Source organism: Telluria sp. ZB4P36, assembly GCF_059685865.1.
Genome location: NZ_JCASIE010000014.1, coordinates 66,099 through 89,395 on the forward strand (window position 1 = coordinate 66,099; position 23,297 = coordinate 89,395).

22 protein-coding genes are annotated in these 23,297 nt (G+C 68.6%); 10 read left to right on the forward strand and 12 right to left on the reverse strand.

The features are described from left to right. Positions 1-29 precede the first annotated feature (29 nt). Positions 30-2,666, reverse strand: a complete 2,637-nt coding sequence (locus tag AC56LK_RS17770; RefSeq protein ID WP_497185812.1) for a M1 family metallopeptidase — start codon at positions 2,664-2,666, stop codon at positions 30-32. A 327-nt stretch (positions 2,667-2,993) separates the two neighbouring features. Between AC56LK_RS17770 and AC56LK_RS17775 the strand changes: the two genes are divergently transcribed. Next, the gene (locus tag AC56LK_RS17775) at positions 2,994-3,275 is read left to right on the forward strand and encodes a flagellar protein FliT (protein WP_497185813.1); all 282 of its coding nucleotides are present in this window, start codon (positions 2,994-2,996) and stop codon (positions 3,273-3,275) included. Between the two features lie 58 nt (positions 3,276-3,333). Here the strand turns inward: AC56LK_RS17775 and AC56LK_RS17780 are convergent, their stop codons facing one another. Together AC56LK_RS17780 and AC56LK_RS17785 are read right to left on the reverse strand one after the other, a co-directional pair. After that, the gene (locus AC56LK_RS17780) at positions 3,334-4,299 is read right to left on the reverse strand and encodes an HDOD domain-containing protein (RefSeq protein WP_497185814.1); all 966 of its coding nucleotides are present in this window, start codon (positions 4,297-4,299) and stop codon (positions 3,334-3,336) included. 303 nt (positions 4,300-4,602) lie between these two features. Further along, complete coding sequence (locus tag AC56LK_RS17785) at positions 4,603-5,664, reverse strand: type IV pilus assembly protein FimV (protein ID WP_497185815.1); 1,062 nt, start codon at positions 5,662-5,664, stop codon at positions 4,603-4,605. Between the two features lie 17 nt (positions 5,665-5,681). On the opposite strand from AC56LK_RS17785, the gene fumC reads away from it, so the two are divergent. From fumC to AC56LK_RS17800, 3 genes are all read left to right on the forward strand, one after another. After that, complete coding sequence (gene fumC, locus AC56LK_RS17790) at positions 5,682-7,079, forward strand: class II fumarate hydratase (protein WP_497185816.1); 1,398 nt, start codon at positions 5,682-5,684, stop codon at positions 7,077-7,079. A gap of 18 nt (positions 7,080-7,097) precedes the next feature. Next, positions 7,098-7,310 carry an RNA-binding S4 domain-containing protein gene (locus tag AC56LK_RS17795; RefSeq protein ID WP_497185817.1) on the forward strand — a complete coding sequence of 71 codons (213 nt, stop codon included), beginning with the start codon at positions 7,098-7,100 and terminating at the stop codon, positions 7,308-7,310. Between the two features lie 124 nt (positions 7,311-7,434). After that, positions 7,435-7,716 carry a DUF883 family protein gene (locus AC56LK_RS17800; protein ID WP_497185818.1) on the forward strand — a complete coding sequence of 94 codons (282 nt, stop codon included), beginning with the start codon at positions 7,435-7,437 and terminating at the stop codon, positions 7,714-7,716. A gap of 4 nt (positions 7,717-7,720) precedes the next feature. Here AC56LK_RS17800 and bufB read toward each other — a convergent pair whose 3' ends face one another. The 9 genes from bufB to AC56LK_RS17845 form a co-directional block, all read right to left on the reverse strand. Next, entirely contained in the window at positions 7,721-9,340 is a 1,620-nt protein-coding gene (bufB, locus tag AC56LK_RS17805) for an MNIO family bufferin maturase (RefSeq protein ID WP_497185819.1), read from the reverse strand. Positions 9,341-9,344: 4 nt separating this feature from the next. Continuing rightward, positions 9,345-9,647 carry a BufA1 family periplasmic bufferin-type metallophore gene (locus AC56LK_RS17810; protein ID WP_497185820.1) on the reverse strand — a complete coding sequence of 101 codons (303 nt, stop codon included), beginning with the start codon at positions 9,645-9,647 and terminating at the stop codon, positions 9,345-9,347. 74 nt (positions 9,648-9,721) lie between these two features. Continuing rightward, the gene (locus AC56LK_RS17815) at positions 9,722-9,919 is read right to left on the reverse strand and encodes a YjfB family protein (protein ID WP_497185821.1); all 198 of its coding nucleotides are present in this window, start codon (positions 9,917-9,919) and stop codon (positions 9,722-9,724) included. A 53-nt stretch (positions 9,920-9,972) separates the two neighbouring features. Continuing rightward, the gene (gene mobB, locus AC56LK_RS17820; RefSeq protein WP_497185822.1) at positions 9,973-10,512 is read right to left on the reverse strand and encodes a molybdopterin-guanine dinucleotide biosynthesis protein B; all 540 of its coding nucleotides are present in this window, start codon (positions 10,510-10,512) and stop codon (positions 9,973-9,975) included. Then, a complete protein-coding gene (locus tag AC56LK_RS17825; protein WP_497185823.1) occupies positions 10,484-11,143 on the reverse strand; it encodes a general secretion pathway protein GspB in 660 nt (219 codons plus the stop codon). Before AC56LK_RS17825 ends, mobB begins: the two co-directional genes overlap by 29 nt. A 3-nt stretch (positions 11,144-11,146) precedes the next feature. Next, on the reverse strand, positions 11,147-12,730 hold the full coding sequence (locus AC56LK_RS17830) for an AAA family ATPase (protein WP_497185824.1): 1,584 nt from the start codon (positions 12,728-12,730) through the stop codon (positions 11,147-11,149). A gap of 19 nt (positions 12,731-12,749) precedes the next feature. Continuing rightward, a complete protein-coding gene (locus AC56LK_RS17835) occupies positions 12,750-13,226 on the reverse strand; it encodes a hypothetical protein (RefSeq protein WP_497185825.1) in 477 nt (158 codons plus the stop codon). A gap of 5 nt (positions 13,227-13,231) precedes the next feature. Further along, on the reverse strand, positions 13,232-13,417 hold the full coding sequence (locus AC56LK_RS17840) for a hypothetical protein (protein ID WP_436107067.1): 186 nt from the start codon (positions 13,415-13,417) through the stop codon (positions 13,232-13,234). A gap of 100 nt (positions 13,418-13,517) precedes the next feature. After that, positions 13,518-15,521 (reverse strand): hybrid sensor histidine kinase/response regulator, encoded by a 2,004-nt coding sequence (locus AC56LK_RS17845; RefSeq protein WP_497185826.1) that lies wholly within the window; start codon positions 15,519-15,521, stop codon positions 13,518-13,520. A 211-nt stretch (positions 15,522-15,732) separates the two neighbouring features. Between AC56LK_RS17845 and AC56LK_RS17850 the strand changes: the two genes are divergently transcribed. The 6 genes from AC56LK_RS17850 to AC56LK_RS17875 all read left to right on the forward strand — a co-directional run bounded on the left by AC56LK_RS17850 (position 15,733) and on the right by AC56LK_RS17875 (position 23,227). After that, on the forward strand, positions 15,733-17,064 hold the full coding sequence (locus AC56LK_RS17850) for a head GIN domain-containing protein (protein WP_497185827.1): 1,332 nt from the start codon (positions 15,733-15,735) through the stop codon (positions 17,062-17,064). A gap of 173 nt (positions 17,065-17,237) precedes the next feature. Continuing rightward, positions 17,238-18,116 (forward strand): glucosamine kinase nucleotide-binding domain-containing protein, encoded by an 879-nt coding sequence (locus tag AC56LK_RS17855; RefSeq protein WP_497185828.1) that lies wholly within the window; start codon positions 17,238-17,240, stop codon positions 18,114-18,116. Continuing rightward, positions 18,113-19,198 carry an N-acetylglucosamine-6-phosphate deacetylase gene (gene nagA / locus AC56LK_RS17860; protein WP_497185829.1) on the forward strand — a complete coding sequence of 362 codons (1,086 nt, stop codon included), beginning with the start codon at positions 18,113-18,115 and terminating at the stop codon, positions 19,196-19,198. Before AC56LK_RS17855 ends, nagA begins: the two co-directional genes overlap by 4 nt. A gap of 20 nt (positions 19,199-19,218) precedes the next feature. After that, a complete protein-coding gene (locus AC56LK_RS17865) occupies positions 19,219-20,229 on the forward strand; it encodes an SIS domain-containing protein (RefSeq protein ID WP_497185892.1) in 1,011 nt (336 codons plus the stop codon). A 20-nt stretch (positions 20,230-20,249) separates the two neighbouring features. Next, positions 20,250-21,761 (forward strand): beta-N-acetylhexosaminidase, encoded by a 1,512-nt coding sequence (gene nagZ, locus AC56LK_RS17870; protein WP_497185830.1) that lies wholly within the window; start codon positions 20,250-20,252, stop codon positions 21,759-21,761. Between the two features lie 152 nt (positions 21,762-21,913). Next, a complete protein-coding gene (locus AC56LK_RS17875) occupies positions 21,914-23,227 on the forward strand; it encodes a tetratricopeptide repeat protein (protein WP_497185831.1) in 1,314 nt (437 codons plus the stop codon). Positions 23,228-23,297 lie beyond the last annotated feature (70 nt).

Sequence of the window (23,297 nt, forward strand, 5' to 3'; positions counted from 1 at the left end):
CCTTCTTCTTGATAAAGATTCTGAGTCTGTCATTGCAGGGCGGCGCGGACCTGCGGTAACAGGCGTGCCTTCTGGTCGGCGCGGATACGCACGCCATTCCCGACGCGTTCGGCTTCGACAATGCCGTCCGGGCCGAAGTTCTTGCGCATATAGGCTTCCATCATGTCCGCATGCGCCGGGTTGGCGGACGAGGCGACGATGGCGGCGAACATGCTGTTGCGGCCCAGGGCTTCCATATTGGCGAGCAAGGCATCGCGGTTGGCGACGGCGAAGTTCCAGGTCTGGTCGAGGTGCTCGGCGGCGACGCCGCCGAGGATGTAGGGCACCAGGTCGGGCAGGGTCTGGGGCGACAGCAGCGCCTGCAGCGTGCGCGCGGCCAGCGCCGGGTCCTGGGCGCTGGTGAGCGCGCGGCCGAAGCGGTTGCGCTCCTCGCTGGTCGGGGCGTTCGCGGTGCGCGCCGCCAGGGCGTCGTAGGTCGCCTGGTCGGCATAGCGGCCGGCGGTGCTCATGACGAAATCGATCATGCCCGGGTTCACCGACTCCGGATCCTTGAGGTAGCGCGCGAACCGGGCCTTGCCCTCGGCGATCGCCTGCGGTTCGCCGGCGCGCGCCAGCGCGGTGGCCAGCATGCCGCGCAGCTGGGTGTCCTCGGCGGTCTCGCCCGGCTTCTCTTCCCAGCCCAGCCTGTCGAACTTCGGGCGGACGAAGCCGATCAGGAAGCGGCGGATCAGGGCTTGCTCCGGTTCGCCGCGCGCCAGCGAGTCGAGGGTGCGCAGGTTGGACAGGATGGCATCCCAGACCGCCACGCGCGGCTCGTCGCCGTACTTGCGCACCAGGTCCAGGTAGCCGTCCAGGCCCATGCGGCCGTTCGAGGCGAAGCTCCAGGTGTCGGACAGCAGCTTCAGGCGCGTGCTGTCCGGCAGGCGCGCCGCCTGCCCGGCGAGGGCACGGAAGCTGGCCGGGTCGTACTGAATACGGAAGTAGCCGACGCTGTGCGGATCGACCACCAGGGTGCCCTCGCAGCTGGCCTGGGTCACCGTGCCGCTCGGACCGGACAGCAGCGTGTACCAGGCCCTGCCGTTGACGGTGCCGACCTGCAGCGGCACATTCCACAGGCGCTGCTGCTTGGGCGGCTCGTCGAGGCGGTACTGTTCCTGCGACAAGGTAACCTTGCGCTTGCCGTCCTCGCAGGCCTGCTCGACCTTGATCAAGGGGAAGCCCGGCTGCAGGGTCCAGTCCGACGCCAGCTTCTCGACCGGCTTGCCGGAAGCCTTTTCCAGCGCCGCCCACAGGTCGCTCGAGGTGGTATTCGAATACTGGTGCCTGGCCATGTAGGCGCGCATGCCCTTGCGGAAGGCGTCTTCACCCAGGTAGGCCTCGAGCATGCGCAGGAAGGCCTGGCCCTTCAGGTAGGTGATGGCGTCGAAGGCGGCGGCGGCCTGTTCCTCGGTCTCGATCGGGGTCTGGATCGGGTGGGTGGTCTTGCGCGCGTCCAGGTTCATCACGTATTCGCGCTCGGCCATGCCCTCCAGGTAAGGGCGCCATTCCGGGTGGAAGTGGTCGGTGGCCTTGGCCGCCATCCAGGAGGCGAAGCCCTCGTTCAGCCACAGGTTGTCCCACCAGGCCATGGTCACCAGGTTGCCGAACCACTGGTGGGCGATCTCGTGGGCATTGATGTTGAAGGTGAACTTCTTGACCCGTTCGGGGCTCTTCTTCGGGTCGTACAGCAGGGTCGGCTCGTTGTAGACCACCGCGCCCCAGTTTTCCATGGCGCCGTTGAAGCCGCCCGGGATCGCGATCTGGTCCAGCTTGGGCAGCGGGTAGCGGATGCCGAAGTAGTGATTGAAGTAGCGCAGCAGGTCGCGGCTGGCGGCCAGCGGGAAGGTGGCCGAGCCGAGCTTGCCCTCGGTGGTGACGATGCCGATGTCCACGCCGTCCTGTTTGGCGGACAGGCGCTCGAGCTCGCCCGCCACCAGCACCACCAGGTAGCTCGGCATCTTCGGGGTAGTGCCGAAGCTGAGGCGCTGCATGCCGCCGCCGAGCTCTTCGCGCTTTTCGACCGGGGTGTTGGAATAGGCCTTGAAGTTGCCCGGCACGTCGACGGTCAGCTTGAAGCGGGCGCGGAAGGCCGGCTCGTCCCAGGTCGGGAGCATGCGGCGCGCGTCGGTCGGCGCCATCGTGGTGGCGATCAGTTTTTTATCGGCGCCGCCGGCCTTGTAGTTCACGTAGAACAGGCCGCGCCCTTCGCGGTTGATCTGGCCGCGGAAAGCCATGGCCAGCTCGTATTTACCGGGCGCGAGCGGCTGGGCCAGCTTGAAGCGCAGGGTTTGCTGTTGCTTGTCGAGGATGGGCTCGAGTTTCAGTTTGCCGGCGAGTCCATTGCCGCTGAGGCTGACGGCGTCGATCTGCAGGTTGTCGGCGTTCAGCATGATCGTCGAGGTCGCTTTCAAGACTTCGATCTCGACCGTCTGGGTGCCGCGGAAGCTGTTCGCGGCGACGTCCGGCATGACGTGGGCCGTGTACTGCAGCGGCACCACATCCTTTGGCAGCTTGCCCGGCGTGGCCGCGAAAGAATACGGCGCCTCGGCCTGTGCGGTCCCGGCGCTCAGCGCGAACGCAAGCGCGGCTGCGGCCGTGGCAGCCCGGGCGACTGGCATGTCTCTCATAAGTCTCTCTCTCGAATCTGTTTTTATTTGTTGATTCCCGCGCACCACGGCGTGGGAACCCAGCACGCACTGTAAGAAAGCCGGGCGCCGCCTGCTCCCGGATTGCGACAGACTGCAAAAATCGGGGCCAGACTGCTGAAACCGGGGAATGGCGGAAAGCATTCTGGGTCATGCGACCCAGTTTGAACATGCATGACTGGCAACATTTGTATCCAATCGAAAAAATTTCAGATTTTTTTTCAAAAGACCCTAAAGTTCCCGAAAGCCCATCCGTAAATGCCCTTAGATACCCGGCAATCCGGCCAGGTTACTTGTCTCGGTGCTAACATGACCTCGAACGACGTCCTCTCGATGTACGAAAACCTCGCCGGCATCACCGGCCAGATGAAGGGCGCCGCCGAAGCCGGCGACTGGACGGGTTTCGACAAGCTGAACGTGCAGGCCAGCGTGGCCGCGGGTGCCGCGATCGGCGGCGTTCCGGCGCTGGACGGCGCCAAGCGCCAGCGCAAGATCGACCTGATCAAGCAGCTGATGGCCAATGACCGCGCCATCCGCGACGTGACCGAGCCCTGGATGGGCCAGCTGGACCGCGCGTTGTGCGCACACTGATGTAACGAGAATTGTCGAGATCAAGGCACCTGCGGGTGCCTGTTTTCTTGGCGGACGATCATTCGTCCAGCTTGCTCAGCTTGCCCAGGCAGCGCCGCTGGTAGCCGTTCAAGCCTTCCGTCACGAGGGCCTCATCCTCGCCCACCAGGCCGGCATCGATCAGCAGGCGCAGCTTGGCGATGCGGTCGCCCTGGACAAGCGCCTGCGCCAGGCTCGATCCGTCCGCCCTGCCCGCCTGCGCGATCGCATCGGCGACCTGGTCCGGGAACTCCCAGTGCCTGGCGATCACCGCCGACAGCTGCCGGCTGCGCGCCAGCAGTTCCAGCCCGAAGGCTTCGGAGCCCGGGACCTTGCCGTTCTGGCAGACGCGGTCGGCCAGCCGGAAGGCCACCACCAGCCCGACGTCCTGCATCAGCCCGGCCAGGCAGGATTCGAAGATGTCGGCGGCCAGCGCGGAAGCCATCAGGCTGGCCGCCACCGCGCATTTTTCGGAATGGTTCCACACCAGCGGCGCGGCGCGGCGCGCGAAGCCCGCCTCGTGCAGCTTGATCAGTGGCCGGAAGGCGACGCGCGCCAGCAGCATGCGCAGGCCATTCTGGCCGATCAGCATGATCGCCGCGTCCAGGGTCTTGATCGGGGTGGCGGGCCGGTAATAGGCGCTGTTCGCCTCGCGCAGCACTTCGGCCACCAGCACCACGTCTTCGGCCACCTGCGCGGCCAGCTCGCCCGTGCCGACGCTGTCGTCGCGCAGGCTGCGCAGCAGCTTGGGGATCAGCTCCGGGACGCGCGGCACCAGCTCGGCCGCGAGGGCCGGATTCTGCGCCAGCATGCCCACCTGCTCGAGGATCTGGCGTTCGGTGTCCGGCGGCGCGTCGAAGCGGGCCGGTCCGGCCAGCCAGCGGTAATACAGGGTGTCGATCGCAGCATCGGCCCCATCGCCGGCACCGGGCTGTGCGACGTCGGCCTCGGGCGTGGTCGCCTGGGGTTCCGGGGTGCTCAACAAGCGATTGATCCAGTTTTTCATGCAAGGTGGATTGTAGCCTGTCCGGCGCCTGAAATGACAAAAGCGCCCGCAGGCGCTTTTCGATGTGCCCGAGCGAAAGGCTCGGCCACGGAATCGGGGAGAGCGACCTCCAGGTATCTCCTGGCGTCGCCTCTTGCCGGTTGCATCCGGCGTCCGCTGCCGCAGTTGGCAGGCGAACTGCTTCCGGACACAGGCGTTTCTTCAACGTCCGCCTGCTTTCCGCGCCACGCTATCGGTGGTGGCTGCGCCAGGCCTCTGTGCCGTTCATGATCTCGCGACCACGAAACCAGTATAACGGAAAAATCAGACTTGTGTAGACGACTCGTGTGCGCCCCGCTCCAGGGTCGGCTCGACCGCCACAGCCGGGGCCGGCTTACGCTGCAGGCGTGCTTTCAGGCGCGCTCCCAGGCCGACGCGCGGACTGTCCTTGCGCTGCGCCGCCCTCCTGCGGCGCAGCACGAGCACCAGTCCCGCGAGCAGCGCCAGCGCGCCGGCGCCGGCGCCCACGAGCAGCCAGGGCGTGCCCGGCTCCGGCGGCGGTTCCGGCTTTTTCTTCTTCGGCTTGTGCACCTTCACGGGCTGCACGACCGGGGCCGGCGCAGTGCCCGCCGCTGCCTGCAGTACCTTCAGCTTGTCCTCGATCTGGCCCAGCTGCTCGTGCAGCGCGGCGTTCTTCGCACCCAGCGCGACGCAGGCGTCGACCTCTTTCAGGGACTGCGGCGCGCAGGCGGCGCCGGCCGGGGCCGGAACGGGTTTCACCGCTACGGGTTCGGCGGCCTTGCGCAGCACGGGAACCGGCTTCGGCCTGGCCGGGACCGGCTTTGGCGCAGGCTCCGGCTTCGGCGCCGGCTTCGCTTCGGGCTGGGCCGCCTTGGCCAGGACCGGGGCCGGCGCCGGCGCCGGGGCAGGATTCGGATCCGGCGTCAGCCACAGGGTCGCCAGCCGCACGCTGCGCTGCGAACCGTCGGCCAATTCCAGGTAGAGGTGCAGGTATTCCGACTCCACCGGTCCGGGCGAGGTGATGTGCAAGAACTGGCGCCCGTCGCGCCGCATCACCGACATCCTGAGCGTGGACAGCACCGCCGGCATGCCGATGTTGGCGCCGCGGTAGACGTTCGGGTGCGCCAGGCGCACCCCGACCGGGGTGGCGGCGTCTTCCAGCATGGTGAGCTCGATGTCGGCCACCAGCGGCTGGCCGAGCCAGGAGCTCACGCGCGGCTCGCCGAGCTCGGCCGCCGAAACAGCGCCGGCCAACAGCGCGCAAGTGAATAACAGAGGAAGGCGGCAAGCCATAGCGGGAACCGAAAATGAAGCCAGAGCGTATATATCGGACAATCGGCTAAACTCTTTAGCCATAGTCAGCATTCATTCACAGGACAGCCATGGACAACAGGATTGAAAAGGACAGTTTCGGCCCGATCGAGGTCCCCGCACAGCAGCTGTGGGGCGCCCAGACCCAGCGTTCGCTCCACCATTTCCACATCTCGAGCGAGCGCATGGCGCCGGAACTGGTCGCGGCCCTGGCCCAGGTCAAGCGCGCCGCCGCCGCGGTCAACCGTTCGCTCGGCAAGCTCCCGGCGGACAAGGCCGATGCCATCATCCGCGCCGCCGACGAGGTGCTCGAAGGCCGTCACCCGGACGCATTCCCGCTGGCTGTCTGGCAAACCGGTTCCGGCACCCAGAGCAACATGAACATGAACGAGGTGCTGGCCAACCGCGGCTCCGAGCTGATGGGTGGCGAGCGCGGCGAAAAACGCCTGCTGCACCCGAACGACCACGTCAACATGGGCCAGTCCTCGAACGACATCTTCCCGACCGCCATGCACGTGGCCGCCGCCATCGCCGTGGCCCAGAACCTGCTGCCGGCACTCGCCCAGCTGCGCGGCACCCTGCTGCGCAAGTCGCGCGACTTCGAATCCATCGTCAAGATCGGCCGCACCCACCTGCAGGACGCCACGCCCCTGACCCTGGGCCAGGAGTTCTCGGGCTACGTCGCCCAGCTGGAGTTCGCGGAAAGCGCGATCCGCTCCACCCTGCCCGGCCTGCTGGCCCTGGCCGCCGGCGGCACCGCGGTGGGTACCGGGCTGAACGCGCATCCGGATTTCGCGCCGCGCATTGCGGCCGAGCTCGGCTCGCGCACCGGCCTGAGCTTCAAGAGCGCTCCGAACAAGTTCATGGCGCTGGCCGGACACGACGCCATGGTATCCGCCCATGGCGCCTTCAAGACCCTGGCCACGGCCCTGATGAAGATCGCCAACGACGTGCGCTGGATGGCGTCCGGGCCGCGCTCGGGCCTGGGTGAAATCACGATTCCCGAGAACGAACCGGGCAGCTCGATCATGCCGGGCAAGGTCAATCCGACCCAGTGCGAGGCGCTGACGATGCTGTGCTGCCAGGTGTTCGGCAACGACGTCGCGATCACGGTCGGCGGCTCCCAGGGCAATTTCGAGCTGAACGTGTTCAAGCCCATGATCGCCCACAACTTCCTGCAGAGCGCCCGCCTGCTGGCCGACGGCATGCGCTCCTTCGACGAGCATTGCGCCCAGGGCATCGAGCCGAACCATGCCCGCATCGCCGAGCTGATGGAAAAATCCCTGATGCTGGTGACCGCACTGGCCCCGCACATCGGGTATGATCGCGCCGCGCAAATCGCCAAGACGGCGTCGCACGAGGGCCTGACCCTGCGCCAGGCTGCGCTGCAGTCCGGTTTCGTCACCGAGCAGCAGTTCGACCAGTGGATCGTGCCGATCGACATGACCCGCCCGGATCCGGTCGACTAATATCACCCAGAGGAAAAAATGCAAAAAATAGTGTTCGATTTGACATCGGAATTCGTCGAGCTCAACCAGCTGCTGAAGCTGGTCGGCCTGGTCGACAGCGGCGGCGCCGGCAAGAACATGGTCGCCAGCGGCGTGGTGTCGGTCGACGGCAAGCAGGAACTGCGCAAGACCGCGAAAATCCGCAGCGGCCAGACGGTCAGCCTCGGCGACCTGCAGATCCGGGTGCAATAAAAGGCGTAAAGGGTGGGCTAAAACAGCGGGCTTATGTTTGCGCGCTAACAAACAGAGCGGGGCTTCCTTGTTTATATTTTAAGTCGTCAGAGTCGACTTAAATCAACCGGCCAAAGGTGAAGCGATGGAAACCCCGAACCGCGCCCAATCCCAGGAGCAGCTCATCGGAGACCTGCGTCTCGTCATCGAGAACGCGGAAGAGCTGCTGAAAAACACCGATCATTACACCAGTGTGCTGTACCAGAACGCCCGCGCCAAGCTGGCGCTGGCGCTGGAAGCGGCGAACGAGGAGCTGGCGCGTTTCGAAGACGCCCAGCTCGAGCGCATGATGGCCGCTACCCGCGCCGCCAACGAACGTTTCTGCGACCGGACCGGTGAACAGCGCATCCTGCGCGCTTTCCACTAAGAACCTATTCGTCCGCCGCAATCGCGGCGACAAGGCCGAGCCTGAACCAGCCCTGCAGCATGGTGCCGATGTCGGGCGCCGCCTCGAGTTCCAGCGCGGCATCGATGGCCTCGCCAAAGCTGGCGCCCGCCACCAGCTGCGCAAGGGCCGCCGCTTCAGGCGCTTCCAGTTCCACCACCTCCACCCGCCAGCCGCGCCGCACGACAAGTAGCGTGCACGGCGCATCCACCTTCGCCGGCAGGGCCGGGCCGCCCGGCTGGTGCGCCTGCCACAGGGCGGCCACGGCCCAGCGGCTGTGCAGCAGGCTCGCCGTGGGATGCAGGGTGAAACGGGCGGTATCGAGGGCTTCCGGCGCCATCCCCGCCAGCGCATCGATCCCGAGCGGCGCCTGGTCCGGCGCCAGATAAGCGCGGTGGACGGCCCACTCGAGGCGCGCCATATCGGGCAGGTAGGGATAGGCCGCGCTTGGTGCGAATCCGGCCAGGAAACCGGCGAAGCGCGCGCCGAAGCCGGCCAGGTCGGGGTCCTGCGAGGGCGATGCCTTGCCGTAGGCGCGCGCCAGGCCTGCGAAAAACTCTTCTCCCACCAGCTGGCGCAGGACCGGACAGGCTTCGCCGAGGGCGCGCTCCCAGCCGGCCGCCAGGTTGCCGCGGTACAGCGCCAGCCGCTCCACCCCACCCGCGCCGAGCAGGGGCTGCAAGGCGGCTTCCTGCCGGCGGTCGAACAGGGCGGCGCCGAATTGCTGCTGGAGCGTGGCGAGGGCCTCGCTCGATCCCGCCGGCGGCAAGGGAGTCCGGATGGCCGGTACACCGCCAGGCACGGGATAGTCCTGCGCGATCGCCCCGGCCTTCGCCGCCTCCGCCACCAGGACCGCGAGCGGCGGCAGGTCGGCGTCCCATTCGACCAGGGAAGGCAGCCGGCCGAAGCGCTGCAGCGCGGCGCGGTACAAGGCCCAGACCGGCTCGGCCACCGCGGCGCCGTGGTGGTCGACCAGGGCCAGCGGCGTGTGCAGGTGGCCGGCAAGATGGATCTCACCGACGCTGCCCACGGGCAGCGCGGCGATCGCGGCCTGCGCGTCTTCGCCGTGGTTGTGCTGGTTGACGTAGAGATTGTTGACGTCGAGCAGGATGCCGCAGCCGGTATGGCGCGCCAGTTCGGCCAGGAAGGCGGCCTCGCTCATGCTGTCGGCGCGGAAACGCACATAGGTCGAGACGTTCTCGACCAGCAGGCGGCGCCCCAGCAGGTTCTGCACCCGGTCGACCCGTTCGCACAGCAGCGCCAGGGCGGCTTCATCGAGGGTCAGCGGCAGCAGGTCGTTGAGCTGGCGGTCGGCCAGCGCACCCCAGCTCAGGTGTTCGGAAACGAGGAAGGGATCGACCGCCTCGGCCAGGGCGCGCACGCGTTCCAGGTGGGCATCGGAAAAGCCGCGGGCCGAGCCGAGGCCGAGCCCGACGCCATGCAGGCTGACCGGGTAGTCACGGCGCAGTTCGCCGAGGACATGCCAGTCCCAGCCGGCGCGGGCAAGGTAGTTTTCGCTGTGGACCTCGATGAAGCCGATCGCCGGGCGCTGTTCCAGGAAGGCGCGGTAGTGCGGCGCGCGCAGCCCCACGCCTGGGGCAGTCATGGTCTTACTTCTTGGCTTCGGTCTTGGCCGGCTCGGCCTTGTCCTGGGCGGGCTTACCGGCCTCCAGCGAACCGCCCAGCTTGGTGCAAGTGCCCTTGGCGACGAACTTCCACTCGTTCGGGTCATTGTCGGCCTTGGCGACGCCGGCGCAGCCGTGGGTGGCGGTGCCGCAATCGTTCTGGCCGGCCTTGGCCACGCCGTAGCAGGCCTCCTGGTCGGCCTTCGGCACGCCCATCTGGTCCTGGGCGGCGGCGTGGGCGCAGACGCCGGCGAGGGCGGCGGCAATCAGGGCGTGGCGGTGGGTCATGCGGCTTACTCCTGGCTGGGTGAAGGCGCCAGTATTTATCAGGCGGGGGAAAGATGCAAGCCGCGGGCCGACTCTCAGGCCGTCGTATTGATCTTGTTCCCCAGATGCGCCGGCAAATTCGCCGACTGCACGGCCGGCAGGGCTTCGAGCAGCTGGGTGGCGGTCGCTTCCTGGATCTGCTGGGCCTTCTTGAACACGGCCAGGCTCACATCCTGGCGGTTACCGGTTTCGGCGATGCTGGTGGACAGCTTGGCGATGGTGGACACATCCATGTCGTTCTCCCATTAAGGCGTATCCCCTTTTTACGGCAGCCCGCGCGAGAACTTTAGGCCTCCAGGCGCATCCATTTCTCCAGCCATGCCATGACCTGATCCGGATCATTCAGGTCCAGCCATGCCGGACCACCCTCCCCGCCCGGCGGCAGCGTGTCCGAGACCACGGCGAGGATGTCGGCATCCTCCGGATACAGCGCCGGCTTGCCCAGGCTGGGGCGGAACACCTCCAGCTTGGGCATGCGCTCCCACTTGTAGCCTTCCACCAGGGTCAGGTCGGCCGGCGCCAGGCGGGCCAGGTGCTCCGCCAACGACGGTTCGGCCGCCCCGCGCAGTTCGCGCAGGATGGCGACGCGGTAGGGCGAGGCCAGCATCACCTCGGCCGCGCCGGCCATGCGCAGGCGCGCGCTGTCCTTGCGCGGCGGTTCGAGCTCGACGTCGTGGTGGCTGTGCTTGACGACGTTGACCCGCAGCCCCTGCTCCGCCAGCCGCTTGATCAGCTCTTCCAGCAGCGAAGTCTTGCCGCTGCCGGACCAGCCGACCACGCCCAGCACCCGCCCGCGCTCAGTAAGCGACACGGTAGCGGTAGCCACGGAAATTCATGATCGCCGCCTTCGGCAGCAGGCGCTCCAGCACCAGCCCCGGCGCGACTTCCTCGCCTTCGCGGCGCAGCATCTTGTCGACCAGCAGCAGGCGCTCGGCCGGGTTCGGCGAATAGATGTAGCCGCCGAAGGCCACCTTCGGAACCTCGCGCTGCACCGCTTCCGGCAGCGATTGCAGCGCGCCGATACCGTCCTCGGGCGCCGGCGCGGCTGCGACGGGAAGGGGCGCCTCCGCCACTGCCTCGACCGGTTCGGCGCGCGGCGCCGGCGCCGGCTTGACGGCAGGCGCCGCTGGCTTGGCGGCGGGTTTGGGAAGAGCCGGCGGCGGCTCCGGCTTCACCGGCGGCGGAACGGGTGCGGCTACCGGCGCAGGTGCAGGCACGGGCGCCGGCGCACTCGCCACCTGCAGTGCCGGCGCGGGGGCGGGTGCAGGCTGGCGCAGCAGGAACAGCGCGCCGAGCGCCACGACGATGCTGCCGGCGACGATGCCGACCATCAGCGGATTGCGGGTGCTGCGGGTCACGCCGGCCGTATAGCCCGGCGCCGGTGCGTGGATGGTCGGGGCGTTGCCGAGCTGGCGCTCCGCCTGTGCCTTCTTGAGGGCTTCGAGGATGTAGGACATGCCTTATTTTCCTGTCGCGGCGCGCGCCAGCAGGCGCGGCTCGGGCACGCCGGAAAGCTGGTTCAGGCGCATATAGGTGCGCGGACCGGCCAGGCCGTCCGCCTTCAGGTTCTGCGCGGCCTGGAAACGCCGCAGCCATTCACGGGTGTGGGCGTCGAAGGGGCTGCCGGCCTGCGGCGCCGCGGTCCCGTTCAGCTGGGCCAGGCGGCTGCCCAGCCAGTCGACATCGAGGCCGCGGTCGCCCTCGGCCAGCTCGTCGCGGAAAGTACGCGGCATGCGCCAGAAGGTCGTGAACTCGCCGCCGAAGCGGGCCACGAAGCTGGCCAGGTCGATCTGCTCGCGGCGCGCGCCGGCGCTCAGGGTGACGCTGTTGCCGTCCAGCGCGGACAGCACGGCATAGCCGGTGCGCGGGCCGTCGTGCAGGGTGACGACGGCCGGACGGTCGAGCATGCGCAGTTCGTACAGGCCGCCGCGGCCCTGGTGGCAGCGCAGGTCCAGGCGCAGCGCCGCTTCACAAGGCTCCCCGGCCAGCGGCTGTCCCCATAGGGCCGCCAGTTCGCGCAAGGCATCGGCTTGATCGGCCCGCACCGGCGGGACCTTCGACGGGCTGACGAGCGCGGCGGCCGGCGCGGCCTTGGCAGGTGCTGAGGCTGGTACCGGCGGCGCCGGCGAACGCGCCGGCAGCGCCTGCCAGGCTGCCGCGCTGACGGCGGCCGCCGCCAGCACCCCGCCCGCCACCAGCGGCAGGCGCAGGCGGCGCGGCGCGGACGGCTCGCCGGCGAAGACCTCGGCGGCCGCCTTCTTGAGGATGGCGCGCGTCGCCTGCGGGCTGTTCTCGACGTAGGCGCCGAGCAGCGCGCGGTCGCACAGCAGGTTGATGCGGCGCGGGACGCCCTGCGTCAGCGCATGGATCAGCGGCGTCAGCGCGGGCGGGAACGGTGTGCCGCCGGCGCCCGCTACCGCCAGCCGGTGCGCGACGTAGGCGCCGGTCTCGGCCTCCGACAGCGGTCCCAGGTGGTAGCGCGCGATCACGCGCTGGGCCAGCTGTTCCAGCTCCGGACGCGCCAGCATGGCGCGCAGCTCGGGCTGGCCGATCAGGATGATCTGCAGCAGCTTGCGCTCGCTGGTCTCGAGGTTGGTCAGCAGGCGCAGCTGTTCGAGCACCTCGGCCGACAGGTTTTGCGCCTCGTCGATCACCAGCACGTTGTTCAGCCCCTGCGCGTGCGATTCGAGCAGGTAGCGGTTGATGGCGTCGACGTAGCCCTTCAGGCCGATGTGGGTGGCGGCCGGCGGCAACTCGATACGCAGCTCGTCGCACACGCTCAGCAGCAGTTCCTCGACGCTCAGGCGCGGATTGAAGATATAGGCCAGCCGGCAATTCTCGGGAATCTGCTCGATGAAACAGCGGCAGACCGTGGTCTTGCCGGCCCCGATCTCGCCGGTCAGCAGGACGAAGCCGCCGCCGCTGCCGATACCATAGAGCAGGTGCGCCAAGGCCTCGCGGTGGCGCTCGCTCATGAACAGGTAGCGCGGATCGGGCGCGATCGAGAAGGGGGCGCCCTTCAGGTGGAAATAGTGGTTGTACATGAGCAAGTAAAACGGGGAGCTAGCGGGGCGGCTGCGATTTGTACTTTACGCAATATATCTTGCTTTTGTCATTCACGTAAGCGATCGTGCTGCCCAGCTTCGAGACGCGCAAGGGAAAGGGCGAGGTGTCGGCCGCCTGGAAGGCGGTGCCGGCGCCGCTGCGGATCGCGCCTTCCAGCGCTTCCGGGGTGCTGTCGGTCACGGCGGCAATGAAGACCAGCTCGCTGCTGTCGTCGCTGACCATGACTTCCTTCACTTCCGCGCCCCACAGCGTGGCCTCGACCCGGAACCACCAGGCCCCGCCCTCGCGCTTGTAGGCCGGACCGAAGGACGTGCTCAGGTAATCGTGGAAACTACGGTTGTCGAGGTGGCTGCGGCACAGCAGCGCGTTGCCGACGACCTGGCTGAAGGTCGAGGGCATGGCTTGGGCCGGCAGACCAGGAGCCGCGAGCGCGGCAGCCAGCACGGCGCCGGGCGCCAGTCGGGAACGTCGCACGGCGCCTACAGCCTGGACAGCCAGGCGCGGTTGGCCGCGATCTGGGCCTTGACCGTGGCCGGCAGGGCTTCATAGCAGCCAGGATGCTGCTTGAGCGCATGCTCGCGCACTTCCTTCTGCATGCCGTTGACGAGAAAGACGTAGACGGCAGCGCCGTCCTCGTTCTTGCGTGTGCCCATATAGCGAATCACGGGAGTTCTCCTTCCATGCCCGCATTATGACACCGCAGGCCGCTGCGCGGCCACGCGCCCGGCAAGCGCCGCTGTTGCGGCTCAACCACAGCCGGTCCGCCTAGGCGGCCGCCTGCGGCCTGACCCGCACCAGGATGTCGAGCAGCTGCCCGACATCCACCGGCTTGGTCAGGTGCCGGTCGAAGCCGCTGTCCCGGGTCCGGCGCCGGTCTTCCTCCTGGCCCCAGCCGGTCAGGGCGATGATCGCCAGCCCCGCGTGGCGCGGCTCGGCGCGCAGGCGGCGCGCCACGTCGAAACCGTCCATGCCGGGCATGCCCAGGTCGAGCAGGACCGCATGCGGCACGAATTCGCGCGCCAGCGCGAGCCCCGCGGGCCCGTCCCTGGCGGTACGCACCTCGGCGCCGGACGACTCCAGCAGCAGGGCCAGCGATTCGGCGGCGTCGCCATTGTCGTCCACCACCAGGATGCGCCGCCCTTCCAGCGGCGCGTCGGCGGCGCCGGCCGGCAGTTGCGGCAGCGCCTGCGGCGTCTCGGCCAGGGGCAGGCGGACGATGAATTCGCTGCCGCGCCCCGACCCTTCGCTGCGCGCCTCGACGCTGCCCCCGTGCAGCTCGACCAGGCTGCGCACCATGGTCAGCCCGATGCCCAGGCCGGCCTGTCCGCGCGCGCTGTCGCGGTGGGCTTGCGAGAACATCTCGAACACGTGGGGCAGCTTGGCGGCCGGGATGCCGATGCCGGAATCGCGCACCGACACCACCACCTGCTCTCCCTCGCGCCAGGCCGCGAGCCAGATGCGGCCGCCGCGGTCGGTGTACCTGGCCGCGTTGTTGAGCATATTGCCGAAAACCTGGGTCAGCCTGACCTTGTCGGCCTCGAGCACCAGGGTTTCTTCCGGCAGCGAGACGGTCAGTTCGTGGCGTCCGGCCTCGATCGCCGGCATGCTGGTCTCGACCGCCATCGACAGGACCTCGGCCAGGGACAGGGGTTCGCGGCGCAGTTCCAGCTTGCCCTGGGTGATGCGCGAGACATCCATCAGGTCGTCCACCAGGCGCACCATCTGGCGCACCTGGCGCCCCACCATCTCGACCATGCGGTCGGCCGTGCGGCGCCCGTCCGGCCGGCGCAGCAGGTGCACGGCGTTGCTGATCGGCGCCAGCGGGTTGCGCAGCTCGTGCGCCAGGGTAGCCAGGAACTCGTCCTTGCGGCGGTCGGCCTCGCGCAGCGCCTGCTCCGCCTGCACCGCCCCGGTGACGTCGATCGAGATGCCGACGTGGCCGCGATAGGCACCGCCGGCGCCGAACAGCGGCGCCAAATGGCTCTCGAACCAGTGCCAGCGGCTGTCGGCGGCGCGGGCCCGCACGCGCTGCCGGACGGGCATGCGGTTGGCGATCGCGCTCCGCACCTGTTCGACGTAGCGCGGCCCATCGTCCGGATGCAGCAGCGCGCCCCAGCCCTGATCCGGCCCGGTCCCCACCTGCAGTCTCAGCTTCTCGACGCTGCGCCGGTTGGCATAGCTGACCTGGCCCTGTTGGTCGAGCTGGAAGGTCAGCGCCGGCGAGGCTTCGGCCAGCACCCGGAAGCGCCCCTCGCTTTCGCGCAGCGCCACCTCGGCTGCGCCGGCGCGCTGCGCTGCGGCGGCGAAGCCGGCCAGGCTGCGCAGCAAGCGCGCATCCTCGGCGTCGAAACTGCGCGCCGGATCATGGCTGGCCACCCACAGCACGCCGTCGGCTTCGCCCTCGATGCTCCAGGGCAGCAGCAGCATTTCAGCCGGCTGCTGCCGATCGCTGTGCAGGAAGGGAAAGGCGCGGGCCGCATCGCGCAGCAGCATGGGCGCCTTGCCGCTCGCCGCGCGCCAGTCGAAGCCACCGTCCTGCGGCTCCGGCAGGCTGGTGCCGGCAGCGTCGCAGCGGCACAGCGTGCGCAGTACTTGCTCGAGGCGTGCCGGCACCCCGTCCGGCTGCTGCGCCAGGTCCAGGGCAAGCGCGGCCAGCTCCCGGTTTTCAGCCGCGAGCTCGGGCGTGCGGACCGGCCGCAAGCCGAGCTCGTGTGTCACAACCAGGTCGCCGATGGCGGCCAATGCCTGCGCTTGTTCCCTGTAACTCATCAGGCCGTTTATACGTGTCAATAGCGGGACAAACAGGCTAATCCAAAGCCGCCGCGCATGCCAACATGGTTCCGGCCGGAATGACGCTGCGCTTCATCCTGCGGATGTGCATTTCGTCCCCCGTTTTCGTGCTTCCGTCGGTTTCCGCAAGCGCGGTCCGGCGCCCTGGCTTATGGTTCAGGCTCCCGATGCCTTTACCGACAACAAGAACATGAACACCGTCCTCAAGCCCGCCCTCCTCGCCGCCACCATCGCCGCCGGCTTCCTCGCCACCCAGGCCAGCCATGCCGAAGCGCCGGCCGGCACGGTCTCGCAGCAGCGCAGCGTCCAGCCCTTCAGCGCCATCGAACTGGCGGGTCCCTACGACGTCGTGGTGCGCGCCCAGGGCCGCCAGTCGCTCGCGCTGTCGGGCGAGCGCAAGCAGCTCGACGAGATCGAGACCTTCGTGCGCGGCGACACCCTGGTGGTGCGTCCGCTGCAGCGCAACGGCTTCCACTTCAGCTGGGGCAAGCGCGAGACCCCGACCATCACCATCACCGCCAGCCAGCTCAAGAGCCTCAGGATCTCGGGCAGCGGCGACGTCGACCTGAGCCAGCTGGCGGGCGAGCGCTTCAGCCTCAGCGTCGACGGTCCGGGCGACCTGCAGGCGGCCGGCGCGGTGCGCGAACTGGCGGTGCGCGCCAGCGGCAGCGGCGACCTCGACCTGCACCGCCTGAAGGCGGCCAATGTCGAGCTGACCATGTCGGGGCCGGGCGATGTGCGCCTGTCCGGCGTCGGTAACGAACTGACGGCCACGCTGAGCGGCTCGGGCGACCTCGACGCCGACGCGCTGCGCCTGGCGCGCCTGAACGCGCGCATGAGCGGCCCCGGCGGCATGAAGCTGTCGGGCAGCGCACGTGAATTGCGCGCCGAGATCAGCGGCTCGGGCGACTTCGAAGCCTGCGCGCTCGCGGCCGAGGCGGCATCGACGGTCCAGCACGGCCCGGGCAATGCCTGCGTGGCCGGCAACATCAGGAAATTCGACGCCGAAGTACAGGGCTCGGGCGAGCTGCAGGCCAGCGGCCTGCAGGCAGCCAGCGCCATGGTCCGCCTCGGCGGGCCCGGCAGCGCCACCCTGAGCGGCAGCATCGGCGAGCTGACCGCCGAAGTGAGCGGCTCGGGCGACCTGGACGCCGGAGGCCTGGAGGTGAAGCGCGCCACCGTCAAGGCGCGCGGCCCGGGCGGCATCGAACTGGCCACCGTGTCGGACACCCTGGACGCCGAGCTGCACGGCTCGGGCGGCCTGGACGCGAATATCGAAGGCAAGCGCCTGCTGCTCAAGATCACCGGACCGGGCGCCGCCAGGGTCGGGGGCAAGGTCGACCTGGTCAAGGCCCGGCTCAGCGGTTCGGGCGGCCTCGACGGCCGGCGACTGAACGCCGCGCGCGCCGACATCGCGGTAACCGGGCCGGCGAATGCGACAGTGAACGTCACCGCTCGGGCATCCCGCGGCGACGGCCAGCTGCTTGTGGTGGACCGCAGCGGCAGCCGCCACGCCGAGTGACCATACCAATTCACATACCAATAAAGGATTTGCAAAATCAATGGCTTATGCAAATAAGTCGCGGCCATTGAGCTATTCCTGCATAGGATGTTTGCATACCAGTTAAATACCTGTTGACATCGCTGTACCGCCTGCCTATAGTGCGCTGACCTCCCCGGCAGAACACTTACACCATGACCGACTATCTCATCGGCGTCGATGGCGGCGGTACCGGCACCCGCGTGCGCCTGGCCCGTCCCGACGGTACTGAAATCGCCCAGGCGACCGGCGGCCCCTCGGCCCTGTCGCGCGGCATCGACAATGCCTGGACCACCATCCAGGGCGTCGTCGCCGAAGCCTTCTCCACACTCGGCATCGACCGCGTGCCCACGCATGCCTGCGCCATCGGCCTCGGCCTGGCCGGTGTGCACAACAAGGAATGGGCGGCCCAGTTCGTCGCCGCCAATCCGGGCTACGCGGCCCTGGCCCTCGACACCGACGGTTTCACCACCCTGATGGGCGCCCACGGCGGCCGCCCCGGCGCGATCGTCGCGATCGGCACCGGCAGCGTCGGCGAAGCCATGCTGGCGGACGGCAGCAAAGTCGAAGTCGGCGGCTGGGGTTTCCCGGCTGGGGATGAAGCGAGCGGCGCCTGGATGGGGCTGCGCGCACTGAACCACATCGAACAGGTACTCGACGGCCGCGTCGAAGGCCGCGCCTTCGCGCGCGACGTCATCGCCTTCTGTGGCGGCTCGCGCGACGCGGTGCAAGTCTGGCTCGGCCGCGCCAACCAGACCGCCTATGCCGGCCTGGCGCGTTTCGTCGTCGCCCACGGCGCGACCGACCCGGTCGCCCGCGCCATCCTCGAACACGCAGGACGCGAAGTGGCCAGCATCGCCGATGCGCTCGACCGCAGCCACACCCTGCCGCTGGCCCTGTGCGGCGGCCTGGGCGAGGCCCTGCGCGCCTGGCTGCCGGCCGACACGCTGGCGCGCTGCGTGCCGGCGCAAGGCGACTCGGCCGCCGGCGCACTGCGCATGATCCAGCGCCACCTACAAGGAGCAGCACAATGAAAGGCAACATCCTCACCCCCGGCGGCTGGATCCACGGCGAACTGAGCCACGGCGCCCGCATCGAAGCCGTCGACGGCCACGAAGTCGATCCGTCCGCGAACGGCGACGACTACGTCCTGCCCGGCTTCATCGACGTTCACGTGCACGGCGGCGCGGGCCGCGACATGATGGAAGGCGGCGATGCGCCGCACGTGATCGCGGCCCTGCATGCGAAGCACGGCACCACCGCCCTGCTGGCCACCACCATGACCGCCCCGGTCGAGGACATCGAGCGTGCGCTCGCCTCGATCGGCGCCGCGATCAAGGCACGCGGCAAGGGCGAGGCGCGCATCCTCGGCGTGCACCTGGAAGGCCCCTACATCAACTCGGGCAAGCTGGGCGCCCAGCCGCCGTATGCGCGCGAAGCCACGCTCGACGAAGTCAATCGCTTCAACGACCAGGCCCCGATGCGCCTGATCACGGTGGCGCCCGAGATCGACGGCCACATGGATCTGCTGCGCGCCATCGCCGACGCCGGCATCCGGGTCCAGATCGGCCATACCAACGGTTCGTATGAAACCGGCGTGGAGGCGCTCGAGCATGGCGCGGCCGGCTTCACCCACCTGTTCAACGCCATGCCCGGCCTGCACCACCGCGACCCCGGCATGGTCGGCGCCGCGCTGGCGCATGCCGAATACGCCGAGATCATCCCCGACCTGCTGCACGTGCACCCGGGCGCGATCAAGACCGCGCTGCGCTGCATCCCGAAGCTGTTCTGCGTGACCGACTCCACAGCCGCCGCCGGCATGCCGGACGGCGAATACATGCTGGGCCGCCAGGTCGTCCACAAGTGCATGGGCGGCGTACGCCTGGCCGACGGCACCCTGGCCGGCAGCACCCTCACCATGGACCAGGCGCTGCGCAACCTGGTCAAGATCGGCCTGCCGCTGAGAGAAGCCAGCCTGCGCGTGTCCACCAATGCCGCCGACTACCTCGGCGAAACCCAGCGCGGCCGCCTGGCGCCCGGCTGCCATGCCGACTTCGTGGTCCTCGACCGCGACCTGAACATCAAAGCCGTCTATATCGAAGGAGAAGCCCAGTGAACGCCGTCCCCACGTCCCTCATGTACCAGGAAGCCCTGTCCGCCGGCGACTGCGTCGCGCAACAGCTGGCGCAGGATGCCGAGCGTTATGCGGAACTAGGCCGCGCGCTACGCTCCACCAACTTCCACAGCGCGGTGACGGTCGCGCGCGGCAGCTCCGACCACGCCTCGAGCTACCTGGCCTACCTGATCATGGCGCGCATGGGCCGCCTGGTGACCTCGCTGCCGATGTCGCTGATCACCCTGTACAAGTCTCCCCTGGTCACGCGCGACACCCTGGCGGTGTCGATCTCGCAGTCGGGCCAGAGCCCGGACGTGGTCGAGCCGATCCGTTACTTCCGCGACGGCGGCGCCACCACCGTGGCCCTGGTGAACGACGCGAGCTCTCCACTGGCGCAAGCCGCCGAATGGACCATGCCCCTGCACGCGGGTAAGGAACAGAGCGTGGCCGCCACCAAGAGCTTCATCGCCAGCATGGTCGCCGGCGCGCGCCTGGTGAGCGAATGGCAGAACGACCCGGAACTGAAGGACGGCATTGCCGCCCTGCCGGATGCGCTGCGCGCCGCCAGCCAGGCCGACTGGTCGCCGGCGATCGAGGTGCTGGCCCCGGCCCGCAACATCATGGTGGTCGGCCGCGGCATCAGCTTCCCGGTGGCGCTGGAGTCGGCCCTGAAATTCAAGGAAACCTCGGCGCTGCAGGCCGAGGCCTTCTCGGGCGCCGAGATCAAGCACGGCCCGATGGCCCTGATCGAGGAAGGCTATCCGCTCTTGATCTTCGCCACCCGCGGCCCGGCACAAAGCGGCCTGGTGGCGCTGGCCGACGAAATGCGCGGCCGCGGCGCGCGCGTGCTGCTCGCCGCCCCGCAGGACATCGCCAGCCGCGACCTGAGCCTGCCGACGGCCGCGATCCCCGACCTCGACCCGATCGCCGCGATCCAGGCCTTCTACATGATGGCGGCGCAGTTGTCGGAGGCGCGCGGCCTCGATCCGGACAAGCCGCGCCACCTGAGCAAAGTCACGAAAACGAACTGAACAACCGAGCGCCCAAAGCGATGACCAACTACCTCGACCTCGCCGGCCAGCTGATGATGGTGCGCCTGTTCGGCACCGAACTCGATGCCGATACCGACGCCTTCCTGCGCCAGTACAAGGTGCGTGGCGCCTGCCTGTTCCGCCAGAACATGACGGACGCGGCCCAGCTGACGCGCTTCAACCGCGCCTTGCGCGACGCGCTGGGGCCGCAGGCCCTGATCGCCCTCGACCAGGAAGGCGGCGCCGTGGTGCGCTCGACCTGGGTGCCGGCGCCGCCGAGCGCGATGGCGCTGGGTGCGGCCAACGATGCGCAGCTGGCGCGCGAAGTCGGCGCCGCGGTGGCGCGCGCGGTGCGTGCGCTCGGCTTCAACTGGAACTTCGCGCCGGTGCTGGACCTGAACAACAATCCGCACAACCCGGTGATCGCCGAGCGCTCCTTCGGCGCCGATCCCGAGACCGCCGCGCGGATCGCGATGGCCTGGATGGAAGGCAGCGAAAGCGAAGGCGTGGCCTGCTGCGTCAAGCACTTCCCCGGCCACGGCGACACCCACGTCGATTCGCACCGCGACCTGCCGACCGTGGACAAGCCGCTGGCGGAACTGGAGCGCTTCGAATTCGCGCCCTTCCGCATCGCGGCGCCAAAGGCGTCTGCAGTCATGACCGCCCACATCGTCTACCCCGCGCTGGATCCGGTCTATCCGGCCACCATGTCGCGCGCCATCCTGACCGGCATCCTGCGCGAGCGCTTCGGCTATGAAGGCGTGATCATCACCGACGGCATGGACATGCATGCGATCGCCCACCGCTACAGCGCCGGCCAGGCGGCCGTCAACGCGCTGGCGGCGGGCGCCGACATGGTGATGGCGATCGGGTCGCGCGAGACCCAGGAAGAGACCGTGCACGCGATCGCGGCGGCGATCCGCGACGGCGTGCTGCCGCTGGCGGACGTCGAGGCGCGCCTGGCACGCCTGCAGAAACTGGCGGACGCGCATCCGGCCGGCCCGGTGGCTTACCTGTCCGAGCACGACGACCGCGCCCTGATGGCGCGCGCCTGGCGCGCCGGCCTGAGCGCGCTCGGCCAGCCGCAGCGTCCCGCACGGGCTAGCCGCGTGCGCCTGGTGGCGCGCGCCGACGTGGTCAGCGACGGCGTGTCCGAAGCCGGCGTGCCGGCAGCGGCGATTGCCGCCGCGCTGGAACGCCTGTATGAGGTCGAGCTGGTCACCTTCGCCGACGCCGAGGCCTTCGACTGGCGCGCGCTGCCGCAGGACGGCCGCTTCACGATCCTGGCCTCGACCTCGCGCCGCCGCTACGGCCCGCAAGCCCGCGCCAGCTGGCGCCCCGACCTGCACGTGGCGCTGTGGAATCCCTACCAGGCGCTCGACTTCGACGCCCCCGCCCTGATGACCTATGGCTTCGCGGCGCCTGCGCTGGATGCCGTGATCGACTGGCTGGCGGGCGACATCGAGGCGGTGGGACATTGTCCGGTGCCGGGCTTTGAAGATGCCAGCACGAAAGTCGGTAACGCGATGTAACCGCACGCGCATTCCCGCGCACGCTAGGGCACAATTGCCGAGCCTGAAAAGGGCAGTTTTATGGGACAATGCGCACTTTGCCGGGATAGCAATCTCGCCATATTGCCGAGTATGCATGTCTCACCATTATCGACTTGATTGAAGGATTATTCATGGCCCAATTCCGTCTTGCCCGCCTCTGCCTGATGCTCGCCGCGATCGGCGTCTCCGCCCCGGCACTGGTGTCCAGCGCCCACGCGCAGCAGAAGAGCGACGCGCCGGCTGCCGCCGCGCAGGCAGCCGCGAAGGACACCGTCCGTCCCGACATGTTCAAGTTGCTCGACCCGGCTGCCATCAAGGCGCTGATGGACGCCAAGAACTTCACCGAAGTGCAGAACCGCATCGCCCAGGCCGAAGCCATGCCGAACCGTACCCCTTACGAGGAGTACGTCATCAACCGCATGAAGCTGTCCTGGGCCCTGGGTTCGGAAAACAACGCCGTCGCGCTGCCGACCATGGAAGCGATCCTGAACTCGGGCCGCCTGACCCCGGCCGAGCAGCTGAACTATTACCAGGCACTGGGCGACGCCAACTTCAATGCCAAGAACTACGCCAAGGCGGTCGAGTGGTACACCCGCTTCCAGAAAGAAGGCGGCGACCCGGCCAAGGTCCGCACCGCGCTGTCGCGCGCCCAGGTCAACAGCGGCAACTTTGGCGGCGCCAAGGAAATGCTGATGGCGAACATCAACGACGCCAAGAAAGCGGGCCAGAAGCCGGCCGAGAACGACCTGCGCCTGCTGGGCCAGGAAGCCAACAAGGCCAAGGACACCGCGAGCTACCTGTTCGCGCTCGAAAACCTGGTGCAGTACTATCCGAACGACGACTTCTGGATGGACCTGCTGAGCCGTGGCATCACCCGCAAGGCCGGCTTCGATGAGCCGACCTATGGCGCCGACATGCTGCGCCTGGAGATGGCTGCCGTGAAGGCCATGCCGCCGGAGCACTATACCTACCTGGCCGAAGTCGCCCTGCGCGACGGTTTCCCAGCGGAAGCCAAGGAAGTGCTGGACGCCGGCTTCGCCTCCGGCGTGCTGGGCAAGGGCAGCGATGCCAAGACCCATACCGCGCTGCGCAGCAAGGCAACCAAGCAGGCCGCCGACGACGTCAAGACCATCGCCGCGGGTGAAGCGAACGCCGCCAAGGCCAAGACCGGCGCCGGCCTCGTCAACCTGGGCTGGGCTTACGCCACGATGGGCCAGGCCGACAAGGGCATCGGTTTCATCCAGCAGGGTATCGCCAAGGGCGGCCTGAAGGCGCCGGACGAAGCCAAGCTGCGCCTCGGCATGGCACAGGCCCGCGCCGGCAAGAAGGCCGAAGCGATCCAGACCTTCCAGGGCATCAACGGCAAGGGCGGCGCTGCCGACATCGCCAAGTACTGGGTCATCCTGCTGCAACAGCAGGGTGGTGCTGCGGTCGCTGCGCAGTAAGCAGCGCAAGCCGTAGAGAAAGCCGGACCGCGTGTCCGGCGATTTGCCGGTCGAGTGGAGGTGCGGAGAT

Coding starts and splice junctions, on each gene's coding strand:
- AC56LK_RS17810 (WP_497185820.1), bottom strand. CDS start 9,647: ATGACCCACCGCCACGCCCTGATTGCCGCCGCCCTCGCCGGCGTCTGC.
- AC56LK_RS17815 (WP_497185821.1), bottom strand. CDS start 9,919: ATGGATGTGTCCACCATCGCCAAGCTGTCCACCAGCATCGCCGAAACC.
- AC56LK_RS17830 (WP_497185824.1), bottom strand. CDS start 12,730: ATGTACAACCACTATTTCCACCTGAAGGGCGCCCCCTTCTCGATCGCG.
- AC56LK_RS17795 (WP_497185817.1), top strand. CDS start 7,098: ATGCAAAAAATAGTGTTCGATTTGACATCGGAATTCGTCGAGCTCAAC.
- AC56LK_RS17855 (WP_497185828.1), top strand. CDS start 17,238: ATGACCGACTATCTCATCGGCGTCGATGGCGGCGGTACCGGCACCCGC.
- AC56LK_RS17865 (WP_497185892.1), top strand. CDS start 19,219: ATGTACCAGGAAGCCCTGTCCGCCGGCGACTGCGTCGCGCAACAGCTG.
- AC56LK_RS17780 (WP_497185814.1), bottom strand. CDS start 4,299: ATGAAAAACTGGATCAATCGCTTGTTGAGCACCCCGGAACCCCAGGCG.
- bufB (WP_497185819.1), bottom strand. CDS start 9,340: ATGACTGCCCCAGGCGTGGGGCTGCGCGCGCCGCACTACCGCGCCTTC.
- AC56LK_RS17785 (WP_497185815.1), bottom strand. CDS start 5,664: ATGCTGACTATGGCTAAAGAGTTTAGCCGATTGTCCGATATATACGCT.
- AC56LK_RS17825 (WP_497185823.1), bottom strand. CDS start 11,143: ATGTCCTACATCCTCGAAGCCCTCAAGAAGGCACAGGCGGAGCGCCAG.
- AC56LK_RS17775 (WP_497185813.1), top strand. CDS start 2,994: ATGACCTCGAACGACGTCCTCTCGATGTACGAAAACCTCGCCGGCATC.
- AC56LK_RS17850 (WP_497185827.1), top strand. CDS start 15,733: ATGAACACCGTCCTCAAGCCCGCCCTCCTCGCCGCCACCATCGCCGCC.
- fumC (WP_497185816.1), top strand. CDS start 5,682: ATGGACAACAGGATTGAAAAGGACAGTTTCGGCCCGATCGAGGTCCCC.
- nagA (WP_497185829.1), top strand. CDS start 18,113: ATGAAAGGCAACATCCTCACCCCCGGCGGCTGGATCCACGGCGAACTG.
- AC56LK_RS17800 (WP_497185818.1), top strand. CDS start 7,435: ATGGAAACCCCGAACCGCGCCCAATCCCAGGAGCAGCTCATCGGAGAC.
- AC56LK_RS17875 (WP_497185831.1), top strand. CDS start 21,914: ATGGCCCAATTCCGTCTTGCCCGCCTCTGCCTGATGCTCGCCGCGATC.
- nagZ (WP_497185830.1), top strand. CDS start 20,250: ATGACCAACTACCTCGACCTCGCCGGCCAGCTGATGATGGTGCGCCTG.
- AC56LK_RS17845 (WP_497185826.1), bottom strand. CDS start 15,521: ATGAGTTACAGGGAACAAGCGCAGGCATTGGCCGCCATCGGCGACCTG.
- AC56LK_RS17770 (WP_497185812.1), bottom strand. CDS start 2,666: ATGAGAGACATGCCAGTCGCCCGGGCTGCCACGGCCGCAGCCGCGCTT.